Origin of the sequence: Enterococcus ratti, from assembly GCF_001886195.1 — a bacterium.
In the GTDB taxonomy this organism is placed as follows: Bacteria; Bacillota; Bacilli; order Lactobacillales; family Enterococcaceae; genus Enterococcus_B; species Enterococcus_B ratti.
On record NZ_JXLB01000028.1, the window covers coordinates 1 to 24,539 of the forward strand.

Sequence of the window (24,539 nt, forward strand, 5' to 3'; positions counted from 1 at the left end):
CGCGGGTTCGATTCCCGTCGGAACCGTTTGGCTCGGTAGCTCAGTTGGTAGAGCAATGGATTGAAGCTCCATGTGTCGGCAGTTCGATTCTGTCCCGCGCCATATGCGGGTGTAGTTTAGTGGTAAAACCACAGCCTTCCAAGCTGTTGTCGCGAGTTCGATTCTCGTCACCCGCTTTTAGTTTTTAAGGGCCTATAGCTCAGCTGGTTAGAGCGCACGCCTGATAAGCGTGAGGTCGATGGTTCGAGTCCATTTAGGCCCATTATTTTATAGGCCCGTTGGTCAAGCGGTTAAGACACCGCCCTTTCACGGCGGTAACACGGGTTCGAATCCCGTACGGGTCATCAAAGGAATTTTTATATGTTTTCTTATCCTCATGTACTAGTCTATTTGGGCTAATGAGGATTTTTTTTTCTCAATTTATTAACTTGAGATTGTTTAGCATAGTAATTTTATACAAATAGAAAGTAATTTTTATTTACGATGTTTTAATGTTAATTCTTTCATAGGATTATGTCCCTGTTTTCGTATCGGTACTCTTCGTAGATATCTTTTTATTTCTTACTAGGTATCCGTTTATAGGAAGAAACTTTTATGAGAGAATACAGCATTTTTAAACATAAATATAACATTGCTTATGGTAAAATAACTAAAAAACGAGGAATGATAGCGTGAAAAAAAAGAGTAAAAGATATAAAATTTTTTTAGGAATAGTGGGCTTTCTAGTATTATTAACAGGTATTCTAATTATCTATGCTACGAAAGTGTATTTTGATATTAAATCAGCAGCCGACCAGTCGTACGCAAAAGTAGAACGAACTTCAAAATATAAATATCATGTAAACAGTAAAAAACAAGAGCCATTTTCTGTTTTGCTTTTAGGTGTAGATACTGGTGATTTTGGACGTACAGAGCAGGGGAGATCCGATTCGATTATGGTGGCGACTGTAAATCCAGAAAAAGAGAAAACAACTCTTATTAGTATTCCTAGAGATACCTATACAGAAATTTCTGGCAAGAATAGGAGTGATAAAATTAATCACGCCTATGCGTATGGCGGAGTGGCTATGTCTATTGCAACCGTTGAAAAACTATTAGATATTCCGATTGATTACTATGTGGAGATTAATATGAAAGGGATACAACAATTGATTGATGCAGTAGGCGGAGTAGAAGTTAATAATCCTTTTACTTTTACTTACGAGGGAAAAGAGTTTAAAATTGGTAAATTAAAACTTAATGGAACCGATGCTTTGAAGTATAGCCGTATGCGTTATGAAGATCCTAAAGGTGACTATGGCAGACAGAATCGTCAACGACAAGTGGTGTCAGGAATAATAGAACAGCTAAAATCAATTCATACTTTGACAAATTATAATCATTTATTAACGATTTTGGGCGATAATACCAAAACAGATATTTCATGGAAAATGATTGAGTCTTTAGTAAAAAATTATCGGCCTGCATTTACGACTGTTAAGACTGATCAATTGACTGGAGAAGGATTTACTGGTGATGGAACCGTGGGTGAGCAGGGGATCTCTTATCAAAAAGTGTCTTCTAATGAATTAAAACGTGTCCAAGAAGAATTAAAAGGACAATTAAAGTAGGAGCAGAATTAGCATTAGTTGAAAATAAGATGTGTTTCCTAAGCTGTACGCAAAAATATTGTATTTGTTGATTGAAATAAATCTGATTGTATATCGATTTGTTTCAATCAACTTCTTTATTTTAACTATTAAAAGAAACTAGCTATAAGAATGAGATCAATTAAAAAATGGTTGATGAAGTAATTGCTGGTAAAATATTAAAACTAAACTACTCATTTTTTTCATAAAAGAATTAAAAAGACAAGCGTAAATTCATTTTATCTGCTATACTGAGTTCGTTGCAAGTTCCCGAGAGGATCCGTGATATACGGAGATGCCTTGTAACCGAATTTAACTAGGGGGAATCACTTATGGGAGAAAGACATTTATTTACTTCAGAATCTGTTTCTGAAGGACATCCAGATAAAGTTGCTGATCAGATTAGTGACGCAATCTTGGATGCAATTTTAGCGAAAGATCCAAATGCAAGAGTTGCTTGTGAAACATCTGTGACGACGGGCCTTGTATTAGTATTTGGAGAAATTTCTACTACAGCATACGTAGATATCCAAAAAGTCGTTCGACAAACGATTAAAGAGATTGGGTACACGCGTGCAAAATTTGGCTTTGACGGAGATACAGTGGCTGTATTAGTGGCTATTGACGAACAGTCACCTGATATTGCTCAGGGGGTTGACGAAGCATTTGAAGTTCGCGATGAAGATAAAAAAGACGTGTTAGATGAAACAGGTGCCGGAGATCAAGGGCTGATGTTTGGATTTGCAGTAAATGAAACGCCTGAATTGATGCCTTTGCCGATTGCTTTAAGTCATCGTTTGGTTCGTCGTTTAGCTGATTTACGTAAATCAAATGAACTCACTTATTTACGCCCTGATGCAAAATCACAAGTAACTGTTGAATATGATGATAATGGACAACCAGAGCGTGTTGATACGATTGTTATTTCCACGCAGCACGATGATTCGGTTGATAATGAAACTATTCGTCATGATGTTATCGAAAAAGTAGTAAAAGAAGTTATTCCAGCTGAACTACTAGACGGTAAAACAAAATATTATATCAATCCTACTGGACGTTTTGTTATTGGTGGTCCACAAGGAGATGCAGGATTAACGGGTAGAAAGATTATCGTTGATACGTATGGTGGTTATGCACGTCATGGTGGTGGAGCTTTTTCTGGTAAAGATGCAACAAAAGTTGATCGTTCTGCTAGTTATGCTGCTCGCTATATCGCTAAAAATATTGTAGCAGCTGGTTTTGCACAAAAAGTTGAAGTACAACTGGCTTATGCGATTGGTGTTGCACAGCCTGTTTCTATATCAATTAATACGTTTGGTACGTCAACTGTTCCGGAAGCAGATTTAATTGCGGCTGTGAGGGAAAACTTTGATTTACGGCCAGCGGGTATTATTGAAATGCTTGATTTACGGCGTCCAATTTATCGTCAAACAGCGGCTTATGGGCATTTTGGTCGTACGGATGTTGATTTGCCTTGGGAACGTACAGATAAAGTAGAGGCATTAAAAGGAAGCTTAGTGAAGTAGTTTTTTATTGCTGGAATGATTACCTTGAAGGTGATTGTTCCAGTTTTTTTTATTATCAGTGTTTTTTTACAAAAATGCTTATTTTTAAGCTAGGGTGTTGAGATTAATTATTTTATAACAAAAAGAAGGAGGAATAAGATGAAAAGAGAAACAAATGTAAAATTGGTGACAATTAGTGTGTTTATTGCGACTTTTATGACAGCGATTGAAGGAACAATTGTAACTACTGCTATGCCGACCATTGTGGGTTCTCTTCATGGAGTAGAAATTATGAATTGGGTATTTTCAATTTACTTGTTAACGAATGCAATGTTGACGCCTATCTATGGAAAATTAGCTGATAAGTTCGGCAGAAAACCTATATTCATTTTTGGGACGCTATTATTTATTATCGGATCGTTGTTTTGTGGACTTTCTCAAACTATGATAAGGTTGATTATTGCTCGTGGGGTTCAAGGCATGGGGGCTGGGGCGATGATGCCAGTAGCGTTAACGATTATTGGGGATCTTTATACGATTGAAAAAAGAGCAAAGGTGTTGGGGCTAAACAGTTCTGCTTGGGGGATTGCGAGTGTTTTTGGTCCGCTGGCTGGCGGGTTTATTGTTGAAACGTTTAGTTGGCATTGGATCTTTTTTATCAATGTGCCTATAGGAATCTTGTTAATTGTGTTAATTTGGCTTTATTTAAATGAAACAATAGAACAACGAGAAGCAAAACCTATGGATTTGTTTGGCAGTTTTATTTTGATGGCTATGTTAGTTGCTTTGCTGTTGGGTTTTCAATTGTTAGGCGATCAAGGCTTTACATTAGCTGTGATTGGCTTATTGATGGGAAGTGTTCTATTACTTTTTTTATTTATTGTTGCAGAAAAACGCGCAAAAGATCCAGTGATCATGTTACATTTATTTTCCAATCCTTTATTTGTTGTTGTAAATTTAGCGGCGGCGTTAACTAGTGGTTTTCTAATGGGGATTGATGTTTATATTCCAATGTGGATGCAAGGGGTATTAGGATTGAATGCAGCAATCGGTGGATTGGTTTTAGCGCCACTTTCACTTGTTTGGATGTTTGGATCGTTCTTAGCAAGTAAATGGATGACACAAATAGCAACAGATTGGGTGTTGCGAATTGGGTTGTTCATTGCAGCTGTGGGGGGAGCATGGTTGTGGCTTATGCCGTTTGAGAGTAATTTTTTATGGTTTTTTGTTATTTCAACGATTATCGGGGTTGGTTTAGGTATTACTATGACAACGTCGACGGTGAGCGCGCAAAATAGTGTACCTCAAAAACAATTAGGAGTAGCGACGTCCTTTAATACATTGGTTCGAACGATTGGACAGACGGTTATGGTGGCTGTATTTGGATTATTGATTAATCGTGTGACGCAACATGGACTAGCTGAAATAAATTTAACGAATGATCCCGATGTTATGAATAAACTTGTTAATCCTCAAACTGCAAAAAATATTGCGGCAGACTTAATTACACCGTTACGAAGAATTTTATATGATGGATTACATCAAGTGTATTTTATTGGATTGTTATTAATAGTGATGGCTCTAGTTTTGACGTTTGTTGTTCGTCAAAAAGTGGTAGAATAAGCGAGTGTTCGCATAAAAAAGTGAGTAGTTGCTGCATTTGTTATGTTGTAGTATAAAGATGGATGCTGCTGAAATAGCTGCATTGTCTTTAATTACTGTCAAGTATAAGAAGAAATTACTACTTTATTTGGGTGAATCATATTTTTTCAACGAGATAGATACTATGTTCGCAATTTTAGAAAGGATGGGTTAACTTGGCATTTATTCAAGCAAATATTTATTCTAATGTTTTAGAAATGGAAGTAAATCTGAATGCGATTCTTCCTCAAACAACAAATAAATTAATTGGAACGAGTTGTCAATCAGAAACAATTGATGTTCCTGTGTTGTATCTTCTTCATGGTATGGGGGGGAATCATAGTGTTTGGCAACGGCGTACATCCATTGAAAGGTATGTGGCTGAATATGGTTTAGCGGTTATCATGCCTTCGACTGATCTTGGTTGGTATACGGATACCAATTACGATATGAAGTACTGGACTTTTATTTCAGAAGAACTTCCTGAAATTTGTCATGAATTGTTTCCCCAGCTTACTCATAAAAAGGAAAAAACGTATGCTGCGGGCTTGTCTATGGGGGGATATGGGGCTTTGAAACTGGGTTTGGCAAAACCAGAAAATTTTGCTGCTATTGTTTCTTTATCAGGAGCAATTTCAGTGGGAAATCGGCTGGATGATTTATTAATGATTCGAAAAGAAAAGTTTTGGGAAGGTGTGTTTGGTCCTTTAGAGCAGATTAAGGGTTCAGTAAATGATCCTGAGTATTTACTTGATGAACTAATAAAAAGTGGAAAAAAAACTCCACGTATTTACTTGGCTTGTGGTGAATCAGATTTTCTTTATCAAGCGAATCAAGAAATGACTAATTCGTTAAAAGAAAAGGGAATTGCTGTGACATTTGAGCATGGGCCTGGTGAGCATAATTGGGTGTTTTGGGATCAATGGATTCAACGAGCACTTAAATGGTTATTTGAAGAAAGATAGAGAAAAAGTAGCTGGAATTTTTTTGAAGTAATCAATGAAGAGTATATATGCGAGGCGATTTAAAAAAGTCGTGGTATAACCATGCAAAGTGCTGATCATTCCATGACTTTTTCTATTGCTTTTTTTGTAAACTTAACCCTTGAAGATAGATCGCTACGTTGTTGAGGAAAAGCTGCTTTTTATTTTTGTCATGCGTATGAGCAGAACAGTTTGCTTTTCCTTCCTCACTTTTTTTTACGTCATTTTTCACAGGGAAAATAGTATCTTTTAACAGATGATTTCTAGCAATGATTTTTTGCCGTAACTTTTGTTCGTGTTGATCGTCCATTAGTTGTCCAATTAAAAGATTATGAAGAGCAAAAATTGCTTGTCGACTGCATTCAGTTGAAAAACCTACTTCAACCAGTATTTGACTCATGACTTCTAAGTGTGTGTGCCGTCCTGGATATGTAGGAAGTGTATGAATTTCAAGTTCTGCGCCACAAGGAAATTGAGTAAAAAGATCATAATAGTTTTCCATAAACTGAACAAGGCGTTCCTGCCATGGCAAGTGTTGATCTGGAATCACTAATTCATTTTCCATTGCTTCTGCCATTTTTTGGAGTAATTCTTGTTTATTTTTGAAATGCCAGTAAAGCGCAGGTGCTTTAACTTCTGTTTTTTGTGCAAGGCTTCGCATAGAAAGTTTTGATAACTCATTCGTTTCTGCCAAAATGGCAAAGGCAGCTTGAATAATCATATTTTGAGAAAGCTTTAGTTCCAAATTTAATCAACCTCTTGTATTGCAATATTTTTTTAAACGTGGTAAATTGTTAGTCGGTCTAATTTTACAGTGTTAAATTAAACCTGTCAATTTTAACGAAAAGGGGTGTAACAACTAATGAATTTAATTTTAAGACATGCGAAAAAATATAAACTATCGTTAATTATTTCATTATTGTCTGTAGCAATTATGGTTGCAGCTGCATTATGGCAACCGAAGTTATTGCAGCAGGTTTTAGAAGCAATTATTATGCAAGACAATGACAAAATGAAAACGATTGGTGTTTATTTGATTAGTTTAGCTTTATTAGGACTAGTCGCTGGGATAACAAATACAATTTTTTCGGCAAAAGTTGCTCAGGGTATTAGTGCAGATATTCGTGAAGAGGCGTTTCGTAAGATTCAAACTTTTTCATTTGGAAATATTGAACATTTTTCGGCAGGAAACTTAGTTGTACGATTAACGAATGACATTACACAAATTCAAAACTTAGTGATGATTTCCTTGCAATCACTATTTAGAATTCCGTTTTTATTTATTGGTGCATTTGTTTTGGCAATGATGACGATGCCTCAATTGTGGTGGATTATTATAGCCTTAGTTGTGGCTGTTTTCTTAATTACCGCATTATCTTTTACGAGAATGGGTAGGCATTTTATGATCATCCAAAAATTAATTGATAAAGTAAATAGTATTGCAAAAGAAAACCTGATGGGTATTCGAGTAGTAAAATCTTTTGTTCAAGAAGATAATCAGTTAAAAGCGTTTAGTAAAGTCAGTGAAGAGTTAACAAAACACAATATTATTGTTGGAACATTATTTTCTGTGATGATTCCATCTTTTATGCTTGCTGCAAATTTAGCGGTAGTAGGTGCCATCTTTTTTGTTAGTGACTTGGTAAAAAACGATCCAACTTTGATTGGAGGAATCGCTTCTTTTATGAACTATTTGATGCAAATTATGATGGCGATTATTATTGGTGGAATGATGATGATGATGACTTCAAGAGCTGCGGTTTCATTAAAGCGAATCAAAGAAATCATAGAAACAGAGCCAGATTTAACTTACCAAGATGTACCGGAACAGGAATTGACTGGTTCAGTTATTTTTGATCGTGTGTCTTTTCGTTATCCAGATGACGATGAAGATACATTAAAAGATATTAGTTTTGTGATCCAACCGGGTGAAATGGTTGGAATTGTGGGAGCAACTGGAGCGGGTAAATCAACTTTAGCACAGTTAATTCCACGTTTATTTGATCCGACTGAAGGAAAAGTTGAAATTGGTGGGGTAGATTTAAGAAAAGTGAACGAAAAAAGTTTACGCCGTACGGTTTCTTTTGTATTACAAAAAGCGATTCTCTTTTCTGGAACGATTGCTCAAAACTTGCGTCATGGAAAAAAGAATGCGTCTGAAGAAGACATGGAGCATGCTTCTGCGATAGCACAAGCCCAAGAATTTATTGAGAAGTTAGCTGATCGCTATGAAGCACCAGTAGAGGAACGAAGCAGCAATTTTTCTGGGGGTCAGAAACAGCGCCTTTCGATTACTCGTGGTGTGATTGGAAATCCTAAAATTTTGATTTTGGATGACAGTACAAGTGCGTTAGATGCCCGTTCAGAAAAACTTGTTCGTGAAGCGTTAGACAAAGAGTTAAAAGGTACGACAACAATTGTTATTGCTCAAAAAATTGCTTCAGTGGTTCATGCAGACCGCATTCTTGTTTTAGATGAGGGAAGATTAGTAGGTGAAGGAACACATGAAGAATTAGTTGCAACTAATCGTGTGTACCAAGAAATTTTTGAAACACAAAAAGGAACGGAGGAGTAGCCATGACCGATTTATTTAAAGCGAGTAAGTTTTTTTATCACTATTTAAAACGTTATAAGGTCTCCTTTTTCTTTATCTTTCTTACTGTGATCGTAGCTACTTACCTTCAAGTAAAGGCGCCGCAGTATATTGGTGAAGCATTCCAAGAATTAGCAGATTATGTGAGTGCTTTGATGCAAGGAATAGATGATAAGAGTCATTTTATTTCAATTATTTGGAAGTTGTTGGTGTTTTATGTTTTAGCAAGTGCGGCTAATTTTATTTATAGTATTTTGTTTACACAAGTAGTTGGTAAATCGACAAATCGTATGCGTATTGGTTTATTTAATAAGTTGGAGAAGTTGACAATTCGTTTTTTTGATTCACATCAAGACGGAGAAATTCTTAGTCGTTTTACAAGTGATTTAGATAATATCCAAAATAGTTTAAATCAAGCGCTGCTTCAAGTAATTACAAATATTGTGCTACTTTTTGGTATTTTAATTATGATGTTTCGTCAAAATGTAGAATTAGCATGGGCTACCGTTGCATCAACTCCGGTGGCACTTTTAATTGCTGTATTGATTATCCAAAAGGCAAGAAAATATGTTGATTTACAACAAGATGAAGTAGGTAAATTAAATGGATATATGGACGAAAAGATTAGCGGGCAACGAGTCATCATTACCAATGGATTACAAGAAGAAACGATTACTGGTTTTTTAGAATACAATGAGAAGGTTCGTAAAGCTACTTTTAAAGGTCAAGCTTATTCAGGGCTATTATTTCCAATGATGCAAGGCATGTCTTTAGTAAATACAGCCATTGTAATTTTCTTTGGCGGCTGGTTAGCATTGAATGGTGATTTAGAACGATCTGTTGCATTAGGGTTAGTCGTAACGTTTGTTCAATATTCTCAACAATACTATCAACCATTGATGCAAATTTCTTCTGGCTATAGCATGATTCAGTTGGCAATTACTGGTGCAAGAAGATTAAATGAGATGTTTGATGAAAAAGATGAAGTGAAACCAGTAAATGGTCAAACGTTTACTGGAATTGAAAAAGGTTTATCTTTAAAAAAGGTCAACTTTGGATATACTCCGAACAAACTTGTATTGAAGGACGTTTCCATTGATGTAAATAAGGGAGAAATGGTGGCACTTGTGGGACCAACGGGTTCAGGTAAAACAACGATTATGAATCTTTTGAATCGTTTCTATGATGTGAATAGTGGAGCTGTTACAATTGATGAAACAGATATTAGAGAATACGATTTAGATGCTCTACGCAAGAACGTAGGAATTGTTTTACAAGAATCTGTTTTATTTTCCGGTACTATTCGGGACAACATCGTGTTTGGAAAACCTGATGCAACGGATGAAGAAGTAATAAATGCAGCTAAACAAGCCAATATCCATGACTTCATTGTGAGTTTAGAAAAAGGATATGACACAGAAGTATCAGAGGAAAATAATCTATTTAGTACGGGACAAAAGCAATTGATTAGTATCGCCAGAACTATTATTACTAAACCAGACTTGCTGATTTTAGATGAAGCAACGAGTAACGTTGATACGGTAACAGAAGCAAAAATTCAAAAAGCCATGGATGAAGCAATTAAGGGACGTACAAGCTTTGTAATTGCTCATCGTTTAAAGACGATCTTAAATGCGGATCGAATTGTTGTTTTGCGTGACGGTAAAGTGATTGAAGAAGGAAATCACCATCAGTTATTAAAAAAAGGTGGTTTTTATGCGGAGCTATATCATAATCAATTTGTTTTTGAATGAAGTAACCAAGAACCTTTTGTTTTAAGGGGTTCTTGGTTAAATTTTTTTATTAAAATTATTGTAAAAGGGACACTTATAACTTAATCTTACTTATTTTATTAATAAGCTGTGATTGCATATTCTTAGTAGTATGAGTGTATATTTTAATGTCATTTTTGAATCTTTCTGACTAACTCATTATTGTTTTTAAAGGAATTTCTAAATCTGTTAGAAGGGATAGATGTGAATGTCTCAAAATATATGCAGGTGCTTATTTATTTTTAATGCTTTTGCAGCTTTTTTAAAGTCACGTTGTGTTTGAATAATTTATCTATTAAGTGTAGGAGAAAAACAAACAAATAAGGTACTACTTATAAGACAATCATTTTGATTCTTTAAGTAGTACTTTTTTATTTTATATTTTTTTGAAAAAAATAAATGAGATTGTTTATTGAATAATGAACAGTGTTGGAAAAATTTTCGCTAAATGTATAAATAGGTAGAAATTATCTAGGTTGTGAAAACTTTATTAACTAACTAAGCATCATTTGTAATTAATATTTAGAAATTTTCTTGAAATTTATCAAAAAATTGAAAATAAATAATAGAATCGGTCATTTATAAAAAAATCAAATTTAGTAGATGAATTTTCTGCAAAATAATTTGATTTCTTGTAAATTTTTTGAACATTTAACATTAATTTTTACGTTAAAATTATAAATTATTACTGTTTATATGCTACATATATGCTATTTTAGTACTTTTTTATTTTATATGATCTTTTCAAGTATTGTAAAAAGTAAGAATTTTACTATAAAAAATAAAAAAAAATAAAAAAATAAAAGTCGAGATAATAATAAAAAAAGATTTAACAATTACCTATGTACAAATTACGGAAATGGAGAGTTTCAATGAGAAATTTCTTTATGTTCTTAAAAACAGAACAAAATTTTATCTATGCAGGATTAAGTTTTATTATCCCGATTATAATTATGATAATTGCCTATTTAAACATCGGAATTTTTTTAGGAAGTGACGTAAGTGTGTTGGTAGGAGATGGATTTACCCAATCTTCTCATTTTCATGCAAGTTTTAGAGAGGTTATTTTAGGGAAACAAAGTATTTTTTATACTTGGAATGCTTCTTTAGGATTAAATTATCTCTCGCTGGTGTCTTATTATCTAAGTAGTTTGTTTGCCCCCTTATTGCTTTTTTTTCCAAATCAAATCATGCCTGATACACTTTACATTCTAACATTGCTAAAAATAGGAAGTATCGGTTTATCTTTTTGGTTTTTAGCCCGTACGTTTAAAATTCCTAAATGGGGAACCGTTGCTGTTAGTATTAGCTATGCTTTGATGTCATTTATAACCGTTCATTCTCAGCTTGTTATGTGGATGGATTCTTTTATCTATCTTCCATTAATTTTTTTAGGTATTCATAGATTAATGGATGAAAATAAACCAAAATTACTTTTTTTCAGTTATTTATTGCAATTTTTATCAAACTTTTATTTTGGATTTATGACAGGAATTTTTTCTTTTTTGTATTTCATCATGCGATGCTTAACCAATCGACCAAAGTATAAAAAAAGTATTTCTTCTTACATGATTACGTCTCTTTTAGCAGCCGGTTCCTCCATGGTTATTACTTTACCTACATTTTTGGATATTAAAGCAAATGGAGAAACACTTAGCAAGATAGCTTCGTTCAAAACAGAAGTGACATCTTATCTTGATTTAATTATGAAGAATATGGTAGGGGTTTACGATACTACAAAATTTGGTTCTATACCATTTATCTATATAGGCCTGTTTCCCTTACTTTTATGTTTGTTTTATTTTTTTGGTAAAAAGGGAAACAAAAAAGAAAAATGGCTGTATGGAAGCTTGTTTATTTTATTGATTTTAAGCTTTTATATTGAGCCTTTAGATTTATTTTGGCACGGCATGCATGCACCAAACATGTTTTTATTTCGTTATGCTTATTTATTCTCTTTTTTAGTTCTTTTAATAGGCTGTAAAGGTTGGGAAAAAATAAAGGAAAAGGATACAACTGTTTTATTGAAGATAGGAGCTACTTTAGTTTTGATATATTCTGCTGCTTATTTTTTCAAGCCTGCGAATAGTTATGCTTATGTTGCCACCTCCTCTTATTTATTGACAGTCTTTTTTTTAGGAATATATTTACTTTATTTCATTCTTTATGCAAAAAGAAAAATTTCTTTCAAATGGTTATGTGTTTTCTTATTAATGGCAGTAACGACTGAATCGCTTATAAATACGAGTCAAATGATCCAAGGAATCTCAACTAATTGGAATTATGCTGCTAGAGCTACCTATACGAAACCGTATCCTAAAATAAAAGAATTGGTGGATCAAACTAAAGAAGAGGTTTCCTCATTTTATCGGTTAGAAAATATTGATCCGATTTCGGCAAACGATTCATTTAATTTTGGTTATAGCGGAATTAATCAGTTTTCTTCAATTAGAAATAGAAATTCTTCCTCTTATTTGAATCAACTTGGTTTTAAGTCGAAAGGAACAAACTTAAATATTCGATATAATAACAACACCTTATTAATGGATGCTTTTACAGGAATTAAATTCAATATTGCAAAAAACGAGAGTTCTTTTAATAAATATGGATTTATAAAACGAAGTAAAAATTCAGATTATACGCTTTATCAAAATAACAATGCTTTGCCACTTGCATTTATTGCGCCGCAAAAAATTAACGAATTAATACCATCTGTTGACGATATTTTATCAAACCAAACGAACTTATTTCATGCGTTATCAGGAACGGAGAAAAAATATTTTACTTCTTATCGTGCGACTTTAGACACCTTAAAAATAAGAGAAGAAAAAAAATATTCTCAACCATTAACGTGGAAATTTCGAATACCTGCAAATCAACAAGTCTATCTCAATTTAGCTAGCCTTCAATTGTCTGATAATACATTCATTACCGTTAATAATGGATCACCTAGAAAGATACAACGAAAATATGAAGGACAATATTACGATTTAGGCTACTATTCCAAAGAGACAACAGTAGTATTTACCATTGATTCTCTTTTAACAGATAAACCAGAAATCATCGGTTTAGATGTGAATGCTTATCAAGAAGCAGTGAGTAAAATAAAGAAAAAGGCAGTGGAAATAAATACAACAGGAAGAACGGCAACGGGAATTGTTCACACTTTACAAGATTCCATGCTCGTGACGACTATCCCCTTTGATAAAGGCTGGAAGGCGCAACTTGATGGAAAACCAGTGAAAATAGAGACATTTAAGGATGGATTTCTGATGGTAAAAATACCGGCTGGTAAACACACGATTGCTTTTAGCTATTTACCAGTAGGATTTAACATAGGCTTGCTTCTTTTTTTAACTTGTCCTATCCTGTTTTATCTGTATTTAAAGACGCAAGAAACTATAAATAAAAAATAGAAAAGGAGCATTCATTTGAAAAAATATACCCCCTATCTAATCTTATTCTTTGTTTCTTTAGTATTTATTAGTCCTTATTTCTTTACACATAAACTGATATTTGGTGCAGATATCTTGTTTCATTATAATCGTTTTTATGACGCTGCTATGCAAATTGCGAATGGAGATTTTCAATATTTTTCTTCTATGTATGGATTTCAACAAAGTGGAAGGATTGTCAATGCTTTTTATGGACCATTATTTGCTTACTTTCAAGGCTTGTTAGTTTTGGTTGCTGGAAGCTGGTTTAAATATCAAGTCCTTTCTAATTTTATTCTACTATTGTTTTCTGGCTATTCTATGCTGATTTTATTAAAGTATATGAGGATTCGTGAATGGGTGAGTACGTTGATTGCCATCTTATTTATGAGTACTTACACGGTTCAATATTGGATTGTCAATCAAGGATTTACCAGTTGGGGAGCTGCTTTTTATCCAATATGTTTGATACCAATTATAGATTGGATTGTCAATAAAAAATTTTCATTTATTAAAGTAGCTCTTTGTGTAGGCTTAATGACACAAATTCATCTTCTTTCTACTTTTATGTTGTTATTAATTTATCTTTCTTTTTATCTTTTTTATTTTTTCTCTCAAGATAAAAAGAAAGAGCATCTTTGCCAATTAGGAAAATCTCTTGTACTTTATTTGTTATTGACTGCTAATATTTGGGGGAATCTTCTTATTCTTTATTGTTCAAATAAAATCTTACCTCCTTTTGTAAATAGAAACATGAGCCAAGAAGCAATTAATTTGGATGGGTCTTATTGGTTAAAGTATCCTAAGATTTTTCCTATTTTATTGATAACAGGAATCATTATTTTGTTAATCTATCATAAAAAAATGAATCGATTAACAAAAATGGTGTTAGCTGTAAGCAGCTTGTTTTTTGTGTTGTCAACTAGTTTAGTTCCTTGGTCAACGCTTGTAGAAAAAAATTTTCCTTTTGTCAGTTTGATTCAATTTCCGTTTCGTTTCTTTGTACCTTTCACACTTCTTTTTCTTCTATTTTTAGCACTTAGCTTTAAACGTTTGGAAAAACATACGTGGTTTCATGTAATGGCGATAGGACTGATCATTCTGTTTTCTATACAAACATGTCAAAATATATATAAAAAATTAAATACTTGGGATACAGAAACGTTTAAACATAGACATACGTATGTCTACGATCATGCAGATAAAATAAAAGCTACTTTTTATAGCAAGGATCTTTCTGAAATGCTACGTATGATTAAAAAATCAACTCCGGATTATCTTCCTATTTACAAGCAAACAGACAAAAATAAATATATGCGTTACAAAGAAGATATTTTAAGTACAGATTCCAAATTTAATAAATTTTATAAAAAAGGAAATTTAACAGTGAAATGGGAGAGCACAGGTGCAGATAAAATTCAACTTCCACTTGTTATGTATGCTCGAAGTGTTTTAAAACAAAATGGTCAAACGATTAAAAATTATGAGCTTACAGATATAGGTACTCCGATTATTCCACAACATAAAGGAATGAATGAGGTTGTGTTTTATTATAAACCTCCTTTATGTCATAAAATCTTTTTGGTTCTAACAATAAGTAGTTGGCTAACTTTATTGATTTGTTTTTATAAAAAAATTTTATTACTGTTCAAATAATAACTCAAAAAATAATGACAAGTACTTAGCGAGCTAACTGCTAAGTTCTTGTCATCTTGTTTGGCGATTATTGATTAAATTATTTTTTTTCTACGCAATATAAGATTGGAGGGTGATTTTTTTGATTGATGAATTGGTATTTTAAAACATTGTACTGTTCTTGCGGAAGGTTTTGACAGAATTTTTGTACCATGTCCATTTCGGCTTTTCCACCTGTATGACCGTAATATACCACTATGATCATTCGTCCACGGGGAACTAGCCGTTTTAGAATCTCTTTCATGGCGAGTTTTGTCGTCTCAGGCAAGGTAATAATGGATTTGTCGCTCTTAGGAAGGTACCCTAAATTAAAAATACCAGCTTTGATTGGTTGTTTTACTGAAAGGGTATCTCCTAGCGTTTCATGTCCTTGCAAAAAAAGTGAAACACAGTTTGTTAATTCTTGTTCTTCAAGTTTTCTTTTTGTGGAAAGAAGTGCTTTTTTTTGAATATCAAAGCTATAGACGTGACCATTTTTTCCTACTATTTTAGCCATGAAAAGGGTATCATATCCGTTGCCCATTGTGGCGTCAATGACTTGATCGCCAGGTTCGAGAATTTCACTTAATAGGGCATGGCTAAAGTTTAGTGCTGTTTGTAACATTAGAAAAGTCTCCTTTACGAACATCATATTTTCCTTGATAACTACCACGACGGATGAGTTCTTCATCAATAGCATTTAAGACTTCCCACTTTTTTAAGCTCCACATGGGACCAATCAAAGTATCCCGAGGAGCATCGCCAGTTAAACGATGGATAATGATTTCTTTAGGAATTATTTCTAGTTGATCGCAAATCACATTAACATAATCTGAACGGCTCATTAATTGTAAGCGACCTTCATGATAGTCGCGAAGCATTCTAGTTTTTCTCATCAAGTGCATAAGGTGTAGTTTGATTCCTTGAATATCAGAATCAAGAATCGTTCGTCGCACATTTTCCCGCATCATTGCTAAGGTTTCACCGGGTAGTCCATTAATTAAATGGGTACAGACACGGATTCCATGTTTGCGCAGTTTTTTTACACCGTTAAGGTAAGTTTGATAATCGTGTGCGCGATTGATCAGAGTAGAAGTTTCTTCAAAAGTTGTTTGTAACCCTAATTCTACCCATAAATAAAGTCGTTTATTTAGTTCTGCTAGATAATCGACAACGCTATCGGGTAAACAATCAGGACGGGTGCCAATGGATAAACCAACGACCCCGGGAAGATTGATTACCTGTTCAAAACGTTCACGAATGACTGTTGCTGGTGCATGAGTGTTGGTGAAATTTTGGAAATATACGATGTATTGAGAGACGTTAGGCCATTTTTGGTGCATTAGATCAATTTCTTTATGAAACTGCGTGGGTAGGGGAGCTTCAGGAGCTACGATCATGTCACCAGAGCCAGAAACACTGCAAAAGGTACAACCGCCGTGAGCCACTGTTCCATCACGATTTGGGCAATCAAAGCCACCGTCGATAGGAACTTTAAAAATTTTTCCACCAAATTTATTTCTTAAGGCATAATTCCATGAATGATACCGTTTCTTTCCATCTGAATAAGGAAAATCCATTTAAATCCTTCTTTCTAAAATTGTGAAATTGTATGAGCCGTTTATTTTGAATAATCATTGAGAACTTTTACAAAGTTGATTTTTGACTTATCTAGTTTAATAGAAAATGACTTATATTAAAAGAGACATTTTAACTGCCAAAAAGTTAAATGCTTCCCATATAAGTTTTTCGATTGTTTTCAACAATTGATTGTGGTTGGAAGATCATCAGTTGTCTCTAATTTTTGATTGCCATTTTTCTTTTTGGTTGTTGTAAATTGGATAAGTGAAAAATAACCAAGAAAGGCTAAGTAAATAGCCGCCTAAAATATCACTTGGGAAATGCACACCTAAATACACACGACTGATTCCAACGGTTATTATGATAACTGCTAAAAAAAATTGAAGCAATAGGCGAAAGCTATTTGTTTGTATGAGTGTTGGTAAAATAAATAGCAAGGAACCATATAAAATCATACTAGTTGCAGCATGCCCGCTAGGAAAACTATAGCTGTATTCCACGACTAAATAGACTAAAGATGGACGAATGCGCATAACAAATAACTTGATTAGTGGATTGATTATCCCTGCGATGATGATAAAATTAACAGCAAGCCAAATTAATTCAGGTCTTTTTTTCTTTCTCCATAATAGAAATGAAACAATTAGGAAGAGAAGAATCACGGTGGATGAATTTCCCATTTTTGTGATTGATAGCTGATAGGTGTTCCAGTCAGGATAGGGCGTTCGGATGAAGATTGTTATGGACTGGTCAAATTCTGATAACAAAACGGGTTGATATTTAACAAGGTAGCTTAAAGATAAAAATAAGAATAAAAAACAGGTACCAACTATATGAAAAATTGATTTTTGTTTCATCGATAATCTCCTTTTTAATAATAATTTATTATAGCATGATTTGGCAGAGAAATAATTAGCTTGTTTAATTAGAAAAAGGTTTATGGGCTTTCAAGTGAGGACGAGTCATTATTTAGGAAGAAAAAAGTTCTCACTAAGAAAGGTTGAGTAATATAAATAACTTCTTTTATCCAAAAGGTGTAAACGATTTATTTTTTCTCTATCAACATTTAAACAAAAAGTGTACTAATTTTTTCTTGTTTAGGAACATTACGAAAAATTACAGGAACGTTACAATCAGTAGTCATCTTCTTAAATAACTTTTAATAAAGATTAAGAAAAGCTATAATTGTTATAAATAGGATAGAAATTTTAAATAGAAATTGGGGGATAGATAGAAAATGGAAAATACTGCAAGAAAAGAGCGAAGACGTCTGAAAGAAGCCAAACGTTTTCGTCATGTTAAGCGCAGTGCTGCTCTCGTCGGAACTGCAATGGTCGGCTGCTCAGTTGCTGGTTCATTTATACAACCTGTTTCGGTCAACGCTGACCAAACACCAGCACAATTTGGTGCAAGAATCAATACTTCGGCTTTTATTGCTGAAATTGCAACGTATGCGCAGCCGATTGCACAAGCAAATGATTTATATGCTTCGGTGATGATCGCGCAAGCAGTAGTGGAAAGTGGTTGGGGAAGCAGTTCATTAGCGCAAGCACCTTACCACAATTTATTTGGCATCAAGGGAAGTTATCAAGGAAAAACGGTTTATATGGATACACTTGAATACCTAAATAATCGCTGGGTAACGAAAAAAGAACCTTTTCGTCACTACCCTTCTTTTGCAGAGTCATTTAGCGATAACGCATATGTCTTGAGAAATACTTCTTTTGGAAACGGCTATTATTATGCGGGAACATGGAAAAGTAATACTGCCTCTTATAAAGAGGCTACCGCCTGTTTAACTGGACGTTATGCTACTGATCCAAGCTATGCAGGCAAATTGAATAATATTATTTTGACATACGGCTTGACCAAGTATGATACGCCTGCTAGTGGGAATGCCGGTGGCGGAGCAACAATCTCTAACAGCGGAAATACAGGTGTTACTGGGAATACAGCAAGTAGCACAAATAGTGTCCAAGCGACGACAAGTACCCTGTATACTGTTAAATCAGGCGATTCTGTCTGGGGCATTTCTCATGCTTTTGGAATTACAATGACTCAATTGATTGAATGGAATAATATCAAAAATAATTTTATTTATCCGGGACAAAAATTAACGATCAAAAGTGGAAAAACAACTGGGACTTCAACTAACCATATAGAAAGTAATACGTCTTCTGTGAAGAACGATAACACTGTGAATACTCTTCAACCCTCTGGAGCAAAATATACGGTAAAAGCAGGCGAATCCGTTTGGAGTGTGGCGACGAAACATGGGATTTCCATGAACCAGTTGATAGAATGGAACCACATCAAAAATAATTTCATTTATCCGGGGCAGCAGTTAATTGTTAAAGGTGGTACTTCTTCAAGTACATCAACAAACAACGTAACAGTTAATCAAGGAAATGTAACTCACGTATCTGATAAAAAAACGTATACGGTAAAAGCAGGCGAATCCGTTTGGAGTGTGGCGACGAAACATGGGATTTCCATGAACCAGTTGATAGAATGGAACCACATCAAAAATAATTTCATTTATCCGGGGCAGCAGTTAATTGTTAAAGGTGGTACTTCTTCAAGTACATCAACAAACAACGTAACAGTTAGTCAAGGAAATGTAACTCACGTATCTGATAAAAAAACGTATACGGTAAAAGCAGGCGAATCCGTTTGGAGTGTGGCAGATAGTCATAGGATCACAATGAAACAATTAATCGAATGGAATCACATTAAGAATAACTTCATCTATCCGGGGCAAACATTGATTGTTGCAAAATAAATAAAAGAAATCAGGAAATAATAATTGAACTTGTTATATTTATTTGTTACCATGAAGTTATACTTGTAAGCAAATATAAAACAACGCTAGAAAAGGAAGTAGTAAGAAGCTGGAAGTTTTAGAGAGCACATGGGTGGTGGAAATGTGTACGGATGCTTTTGAACTCGCCTTTGAGTTGCTCGTGCCGAAAAAATAGTAAGTGTGAGCGGTGACGACCGTTACAACGTTTGAGGCCTTTTTTAAAAAGGCAAAGTTAGGTGGTACCACGTAGATTACGTCCTATAAAAAGAGCAATCTTTTTATAGGATTTTTTGTTTTCTAGCTGCAAAGGAAATAAGAAAACAATTGAATAGGGCAGAAGCATACGTGCTCAAGCTTTGACAGATTCATAGTGAAGAACAAACAATTAGGGGGATAGAAGATGAGTTATAATCACAAAGAAATTGAAAAGAAATGGCAAAAATATTGGGCAAAAAATAATACTTTTAATACTCATGGGGTTGTTGAAAAGCCGAAATTTTACGCATTGGATATGTTTCCATATCCATCGGGGCAGGGGCTGCATGTAGGGCATCCTGAAGGTTATACAGCAACAGATATTTTGTCACGTTTTAAACGCAGTCAAGGATTCAATGTCTTACATCCAATGGGGTGGGATGCTTTTGGGTTACCGGCAGAACAATATGCGTTAGATACTGGAAATGATCCAGCTGAATTTACGAAAAAAAATATCGAAACGTTTCGTCGCCAAATCAATTCATTAGGGTTTAGTTATGACTGGAATCGTGAAGTCAATACTACTGATCCTGAGTATTACAAATGGACGCAATGGATTTTCACAAAATTATATGAAAAAGGACTGGCTTATGAGGCAGAAGTAGCAGTTAATTGGGTGCCGGAACTTGGTACAGTTATCTCAAATGAAGAAGTAATTGATGGTAAAAGCGAACGTGGCGGGTATGATGTTGTTCGCAAGCCCATGCGTCAGTGGATGTTAAAAATTACAGCTTATGCTGATCGCTTGCTTGATGATTTAGATTTAGTTGATTGGCCAGAAAGCATTAAGGAAATGCAGCGCAACTGGATTGGGCGTTCGGTGGGAGCGAATGTTGAGTTTAAAGTAGCAGGAACGGATAAGTCTTACACTGTGTTTACAACTCGCCCAGATACATTGTTTGGTGCTACTTACTCTGTTTTAGCACCGGAATTAGATTTAGTTCGTGAAATTACTACTCCTGAACAAAAAGAAGCAGTAGAAGCGTATATCGAAGAGACTGCTAAAAAATCTGATCTTAAGCGAACAGATTTAGCAAAAGAGAAAACAGGTGTATTTACAGGTGCTTATGCAATTAATCCAGTCAATGGCAAAGAGATGCCGATTTGGATTGCTGATTATGTGTTAGCTTCTTATGGCACTGGTGCGATTATGGCGGTTCCAGCACATGATGAACGGGATTATGAATTTGCAAAAATGTTTAATTTAGAAATTTTTCCTGTAATTGAAGGAGGAAAAATTGAAGAAGCTGCGTATACAGAAGATGGTTCTCATATCAATTCTGAATTTTTAAATGGGTTGAATAAGCAAGAAGCCATTGAGAAGATGACGAAATGGCTAGAAGAAAATGGTGTAGGAAAAAAAGAAGTGAGCTATCGTTTGCGTGACTGGCTCTTTTCACGTCAACGCTATTGGGGAGAACCAATTCCGATTATCCATTGGGAAGATGGCACAGTCACAGCTTTATCTGAAGAAGAATTGCCTTTGTGTTTGCCAAAAACAACAGATATCAAACCAAGCGGTACTGGTGAATCGCCACTAGCTAATATTGAAGAGTGGGTGAATGTGATTGATCCAAAAACCGGTAAAAAAGGCCGCCGTGAAACCAACACGATGCCGCAATGGGCAGGAAGCTCTTGGTACTATTTGCGGTATATTGATCCGCATAACAAAAAAGAATTAGCCGACTACGAAAAATTAAAACGCTGGTTGCCAGTAGATATTTATATCGGTGGTGCAGAACATGCGGTGTTACACTTGTTGTATGCTCGTTTCTGGCATAAATTTTTATACGATCTTGGCGTTGTGCCAACAAAAGAACCGTTTCAAAAGTTGTACAATCAAGGAATGATTTTAGGGGAAAATAACGAGAAAATGTCTAAATCTCGTGGAAATGTTGTTAATCCGGATGATGTAGTTGCAACTTATGGTGCTGATACGTTGCGTTTATATGAAATGTTTATGGGACCTTTAGATGCTTCCATCGCTTGGAGTGAAAGTGGATTAGAAGGAAGCCGCAAATTCTTAGATCGTGTATGGCGCTTGATTGTCGATGAAAATAATAAAATGCGTGATCGCATCACCACGCTAAATGATGGCAGATTAGATAAAGTGTACAATCAAACAGTAAAAAAAGTGACAGAAGATTACGAACACCTCCACTTCAATACGGCTATTTCGCAATTAATGGTTTTTATAAATGAAGCGTATAAAGTCGATGCATTGCCTTATGAATATATTGAAGGATTTGTTCAATTATTAGCACCGATTGCTCCTCATATCAGCGAAGAATTATGGGAAATTTTAGGAAACGAAGGCGGGATTTCCTATGTTGCATGGCCAACGTATGAGGAATCAGCTCTTGTAGAAGATGAAATAGAAATAGTGTTTCAAATTAACGGCAAAGTGCGAGGAAAAGCGAGCGTTTCACGTGACTTGGAAAAAGAAGAACTTGAAAAAATTGCTCTAGAAAATAAAGCAATTAAAGAAAATATTGCAGGAAAAACGGTACGAAAAGTAGTCGTCGTACCGAATAAATTAGTAAATATTGTTGTTAATTAAAGGGAAAACAATATTTTAGCTTAGAGTAAGTGGACAAAGATATGAAGTACTCGTTTCATACAAGTATGATTTTAGAAGGAGTATGGGCGAATCATCAGATTTTTTTTTTGATGATTTGCTCATGCTTATTTTTTCTGTTGTTTTTCTTTGAACTTTGTCGAATAGAAGCTAAAGGTGAGTAGCTTTTGAGTAAAATTTAAGAATCGCTTTTAAATTTTTGGATAGTTGCATTTGTCTTTAAAGAGGAAAAAAAAGATAAGTAGCAGCATCATTTTATAACAGACAATATTTCTTATGGAATTACCAAACTAACGGTACAAATCAAAAGAAAAGGTATATTTTTACTGATGGAAGAAACTCTTTTTAAGAAAATATATTAAGCCTTTCTAAATTTTTTGGACTATGTGTAGATTAACCATACAAAATCAAACTTTAATATTACCATGCTATCGGTAAAAAAAGGTTTTCTTCTACTAAAGGAATCATAGATAATTTTAGTGTAGGTGTTTTGTGGCGTTTGGGGGTGAGTATGCGAAACATCAAATCGAGGTTTTTTCTATGCTTTATGCCATCATTTTGAGTTTTTTCTGATGAGGCTATTGAACAAATAATCCTTTGGACAAAAAAATAAAGCTAAATCATTTTTCCTAGGAGTACTACTTTAATTTTGGAAGAGTATGCATTTTACAATATATATTTCCTAAATTAAGTTTTTTTGTCTATTGTGGTTTATTTGTCTAGAAAAAGAAATTGATTTTATAAGCATAAGAAGGGAGGACAGAAAATTTGAAAATTAAACATTTGCGTATAGTAGCAACTTCTTTGTTACTATTTCAAAATGGAGCGTTTCCAATCGCAGCTTTTGCAGAAGAAACACCAACTGCTGTGGATACTAAAGTTGTAAAGCAGTTACAAAATCAAATGGAAACACCCGTTACACAAGCGGAGACTTCTTCTGAAACAAATGAATCAACAACGACCTTATCAGAAGAACCAGCAACAACGAATGAAAATGAAGAATCAGCTAAGCAAGAAACAACAAATACACAAGAAACAACAGATAAAACAAATACAACACCGACAGTCGAGGAATCTCAACCTTCAGAAGAACCAATTGAAGCGAAAGTAACAGAAACTACAGAGGAGTCGAATGTTTCGGTTCAATCCGTGCAACAACCAATAAACATGGAAAGTTATATACCAATGGCATTAAAAGAACCGAGAGCGTCAGGACTACCTAATCTTCCTGCTTATCGGAATACGTTGAAACAATATGGACAAAGTTCGTATATTGACCAAGTTTTAAAAAATGTATTCAATCAAGAGATCATTTTAGGTGCTACAGTAGGAGCTACACAAACTGTAAAAGCGACTTTTAATACTTATTCAACAATCAAACAGAGTGAGGAGAATGGATGGGTTTCCATGATCGCTAGTGATAAATACGATCTTCCAGAATTTTACTATAAATACATGTATTATGGAAATCATCCTAAATATTCGAATACGTATAAAATGACTAATTTAGTGTCGTTCAATGCATCACCTTATATCAGTGTTCAAGTAACAAGTTCTGTTCAGGGGACCACGATGACTGTTGAAGCGACAGTTACTCGGACGAAGGCGACGGCTGAAACAACAGGAACATTTAGTGTAAAAGGAAATGTCACTTTGGGAACACGAGCTGTGTCAGAAGGGGCAGGTAAAGAGTATACGAAAGTGATTGAAGATGTTAGCTATTCTGATGTGAATCTAGGAACGGTTAAAGTAAAAAATGAACAAGCGGAGCCGGTTATTAATCCCTCTGTAACAGTAGAAGCGCAAAGAGAAAAAGAACTTTCTCAGGATATTATTAAATCATGGTTTACTACGTTACCTGCCAATCCTGATAACTACAATTATACGATTCTACAGGGAACAGGCCCATCGACTTGGCGACCAGGTGATTCAGGCGAGGTGACGGTTTCTATCAAAGATAAAGGCGGCGATAGTTCTCTTGATAAGACATTTACAACAAACTATACTGTAGTAGATACGAAAGCACCGACTGGGAAGTTAAAAGGAGGGCTTTCATATGAAGAGAGAAGTGAGGAACCCGACTTACACGACT

At 34.6% G+C, this 24,539-nt stretch carries 13 protein-coding genes, 4 tRNA genes, 2 pseudogenes, 1 riboswitch and 1 other annotated feature; of the genes and pseudogenes, 15 read left to right on the forward strand and 4 right to left on the reverse strand.

Annotated elements, in window-relative coordinates:
• Positions 1-29 precede the first annotated feature (29 nt).
• The 8 genes from RV14_RS10470 (at position 30) to RV14_RS10505 (ending at position 5,739) form a co-directional block, all read left to right on the forward strand.
• A tRNA-Phe gene (locus RV14_RS10470) sits at positions 30-102 on the forward strand.
• A gap of 3 nt (positions 103-105) precedes the next feature.
• A tRNA-Gly gene (locus tag RV14_RS10475) sits at positions 106-176 on the forward strand.
• A 12-nt stretch (positions 177-188) separates the two neighbouring features.
• Positions 189-262, forward strand: a tRNA-Ile gene (locus RV14_RS10480).
• 10 nt (positions 263-272) lie between these two features.
• A tRNA-Glu gene (locus RV14_RS10485) sits at positions 273-344 on the forward strand.
• Between the two features lie 327 nt (positions 345-671).
• Positions 672-1,610 carry an LCP family glycopolymer transferase gene (locus RV14_RS10490; RefSeq protein WP_071856207.1) on the forward strand — a complete coding sequence of 313 codons (939 nt, stop codon included), beginning with the start codon at positions 672-674 and terminating at the stop codon, positions 1,608-1,610.
• Positions 1,611-1,883: 273 nt separating this feature from the next.
• A riboswitch (SMK box riboswitch) is annotated at positions 1,884-1,963 on the forward strand.
• On the forward strand, positions 1,961-3,154 hold the full coding sequence (gene metK / locus RV14_RS10495; protein WP_071856208.1) for a methionine adenosyltransferase: 1,194 nt from the start codon (positions 1,961-1,963) through the stop codon (positions 3,152-3,154). It overlaps the preceding riboswitch by 3 nt.
• Positions 3,155-3,292: 138 nt before the next feature.
• Entirely contained in the window at positions 3,293-4,756 is a 1,464-nt protein-coding gene (locus RV14_RS10500) for an MDR family MFS transporter (RefSeq protein ID WP_071856209.1), read from the forward strand.
• 194 nt (positions 4,757-4,950) lie between these two features.
• A complete protein-coding gene (locus RV14_RS10505) occupies positions 4,951-5,739 on the forward strand; it encodes an alpha/beta hydrolase (protein ID WP_071856210.1) in 789 nt (262 codons plus the stop codon).
• Between the two features lie 112 nt (positions 5,740-5,851).
• Here RV14_RS10505 and RV14_RS10510 read toward each other — a convergent pair whose 3' ends face one another.
• Positions 5,852-6,502, reverse strand: a complete 651-nt coding sequence (locus RV14_RS10510) for a TetR family transcriptional regulator (protein WP_071856211.1) — start codon at positions 6,500-6,502, stop codon at positions 5,852-5,854.
• 117 nt (positions 6,503-6,619) lie between these two features.
• Here RV14_RS10510 and RV14_RS10515 point away from each other — a divergent pair, with 117 nt between their 5' ends.
• From RV14_RS10515 to RV14_RS10530, 4 genes are all read left to right on the forward strand, one after another.
• Complete coding sequence (locus RV14_RS10515) at positions 6,620-8,332, forward strand: ABC transporter ATP-binding protein (RefSeq protein ID WP_071856212.1); 1,713 nt, start codon at positions 6,620-6,622, stop codon at positions 8,330-8,332.
• A 2-nt stretch (positions 8,333-8,334) separates the two neighbouring features.
• Positions 8,335-10,104: an ABC transporter ATP-binding protein gene (locus RV14_RS10520; protein WP_071856213.1), complete on the forward strand. Its 1,770-nt coding sequence runs from the start codon at positions 8,335-8,337 to the stop codon at positions 10,102-10,104.
• Positions 10,105-10,994: 890 nt separating this feature from the next.
• Positions 10,995-13,538 (forward strand): YfhO family protein, encoded by a 2,544-nt coding sequence (locus RV14_RS10525; protein ID WP_071856214.1) that lies wholly within the window; start codon positions 10,995-10,997, stop codon positions 13,536-13,538.
• Between the two features lie 15 nt (positions 13,539-13,553).
• Positions 13,554-15,212, forward strand: coding sequence for a hypothetical protein (locus RV14_RS10530; RefSeq protein WP_071856215.1), 1,659 nt, complete (start codon positions 13,554-13,556; stop codon positions 15,210-15,212).
• 79 nt (positions 15,213-15,291) lie between these two features.
• Here the strand turns inward: RV14_RS10530 and mnmM are convergent, their stop codons facing one another.
• The 3 genes from mnmM to RV14_RS10545 all read right to left on the reverse strand — a co-directional run bounded on the left by mnmM (position 15,292) and on the right by RV14_RS10545 (position 17,668).
• The gene (gene mnmM / locus RV14_RS10535; protein WP_071856216.1) at positions 15,292-15,855 is read right to left on the reverse strand and encodes a tRNA 5-(aminomethyl)-2-thiouridylate-methyltransferase MnmM; all 564 of its coding nucleotides are present in this window, start codon (positions 15,853-15,855) and stop codon (positions 15,292-15,294) included.
• Positions 15,830-16,810, reverse strand: a complete 981-nt coding sequence (mnmL, locus tag RV14_RS10540; protein ID WP_071856217.1) for a tRNA modification radical SAM protein MnmL/YtqA — start codon at positions 16,808-16,810, stop codon at positions 15,830-15,832. The genes mnmM and mnmL overlap by 26 nt, the downstream gene beginning before the upstream one ends.
• 207 nt (positions 16,811-17,017) lie before the next feature.
• The gene (locus tag RV14_RS10545) at positions 17,018-17,668 is read right to left on the reverse strand and encodes a phosphatase PAP2 family protein (protein ID WP_071856218.1); all 651 of its coding nucleotides are present in this window, start codon (positions 17,666-17,668) and stop codon (positions 17,018-17,020) included.
• A 380-nt stretch (positions 17,669-18,048) separates the two neighbouring features.
• On the opposite strand from RV14_RS10545, the pseudogene RV14_RS10550 reads away from it, so the two are divergent.
• The 3 genes and pseudogenes from RV14_RS10550 to RV14_RS10560 all read left to right on the forward strand — a co-directional run.
• Positions 18,049-19,584, forward strand: a pseudogene (locus RV14_RS10550) (LysM peptidoglycan-binding domain-containing protein); the annotation flags it as partial.
• 86 nt (positions 19,585-19,670) lie between these two features.
• Positions 19,671-19,878: a binding site (T-box leader), on the forward strand.
• Positions 19,879-20,014: 136 nt separating this feature from the next.
• Positions 20,015-22,429 carry a leucine--tRNA ligase gene (gene leuS, locus RV14_RS10555; protein WP_071856220.1) on the forward strand — a complete coding sequence of 805 codons (2,415 nt, stop codon included), beginning with the start codon at positions 20,015-20,017 and terminating at the stop codon, positions 22,427-22,429.
• A gap of 786 nt (positions 22,430-23,215) precedes the next feature.
• A pseudogene (locus RV14_RS10560) lies at positions 23,216-24,539 on the forward strand (hypothetical protein); the annotation flags it as partial.

Excerpts from the sequence above, each read along its gene's own strand:
- metK (WP_071856208.1), top strand. The coding sequence starts at position 1,961 with ATGGGAGAAAGACATTTATTTACTTCAGAATCTGTTTCTGAAGGACAT.
- RV14_RS10500 (WP_071856209.1), top strand. The coding sequence starts at position 3,293 with ATGAAAAGAGAAACAAATGTAAAATTGGTGACAATTAGTGTGTTTATT.
- RV14_RS10515 (WP_071856212.1), top strand. The coding sequence starts at position 6,620 with ATGAATTTAATTTTAAGACATGCGAAAAAATATAAACTATCGTTAATT.
- RV14_RS10520 (WP_071856213.1), top strand. The coding sequence starts at position 8,335 with ATGACCGATTTATTTAAAGCGAGTAAGTTTTTTTATCACTATTTAAAA.
- RV14_RS10525 (WP_071856214.1), top strand. The coding sequence starts at position 10,995 with ATGAGAAATTTCTTTATGTTCTTAAAAACAGAACAAAATTTTATCTAT.
- mnmM (WP_071856216.1), bottom strand. The coding sequence starts at position 15,855 with ATGTTACAAACAGCACTAAACTTTAGCCATGCCCTATTAAGTGAAATT.
- mnmL (WP_071856217.1), bottom strand. The coding sequence starts at position 16,810 with ATGGATTTTCCTTATTCAGATGGAAAGAAACGGTATCATTCATGGAAT.
- RV14_RS10545 (WP_071856218.1), bottom strand. The coding sequence starts at position 17,668 with ATGAAACAAAAATCAATTTTTCATATAGTTGGTACCTGTTTTTTATTC.
- leuS (WP_071856220.1), top strand. The coding sequence starts at position 20,015 with ATGAGTTATAATCACAAAGAAATTGAAAAGAAATGGCAAAAATATTGG.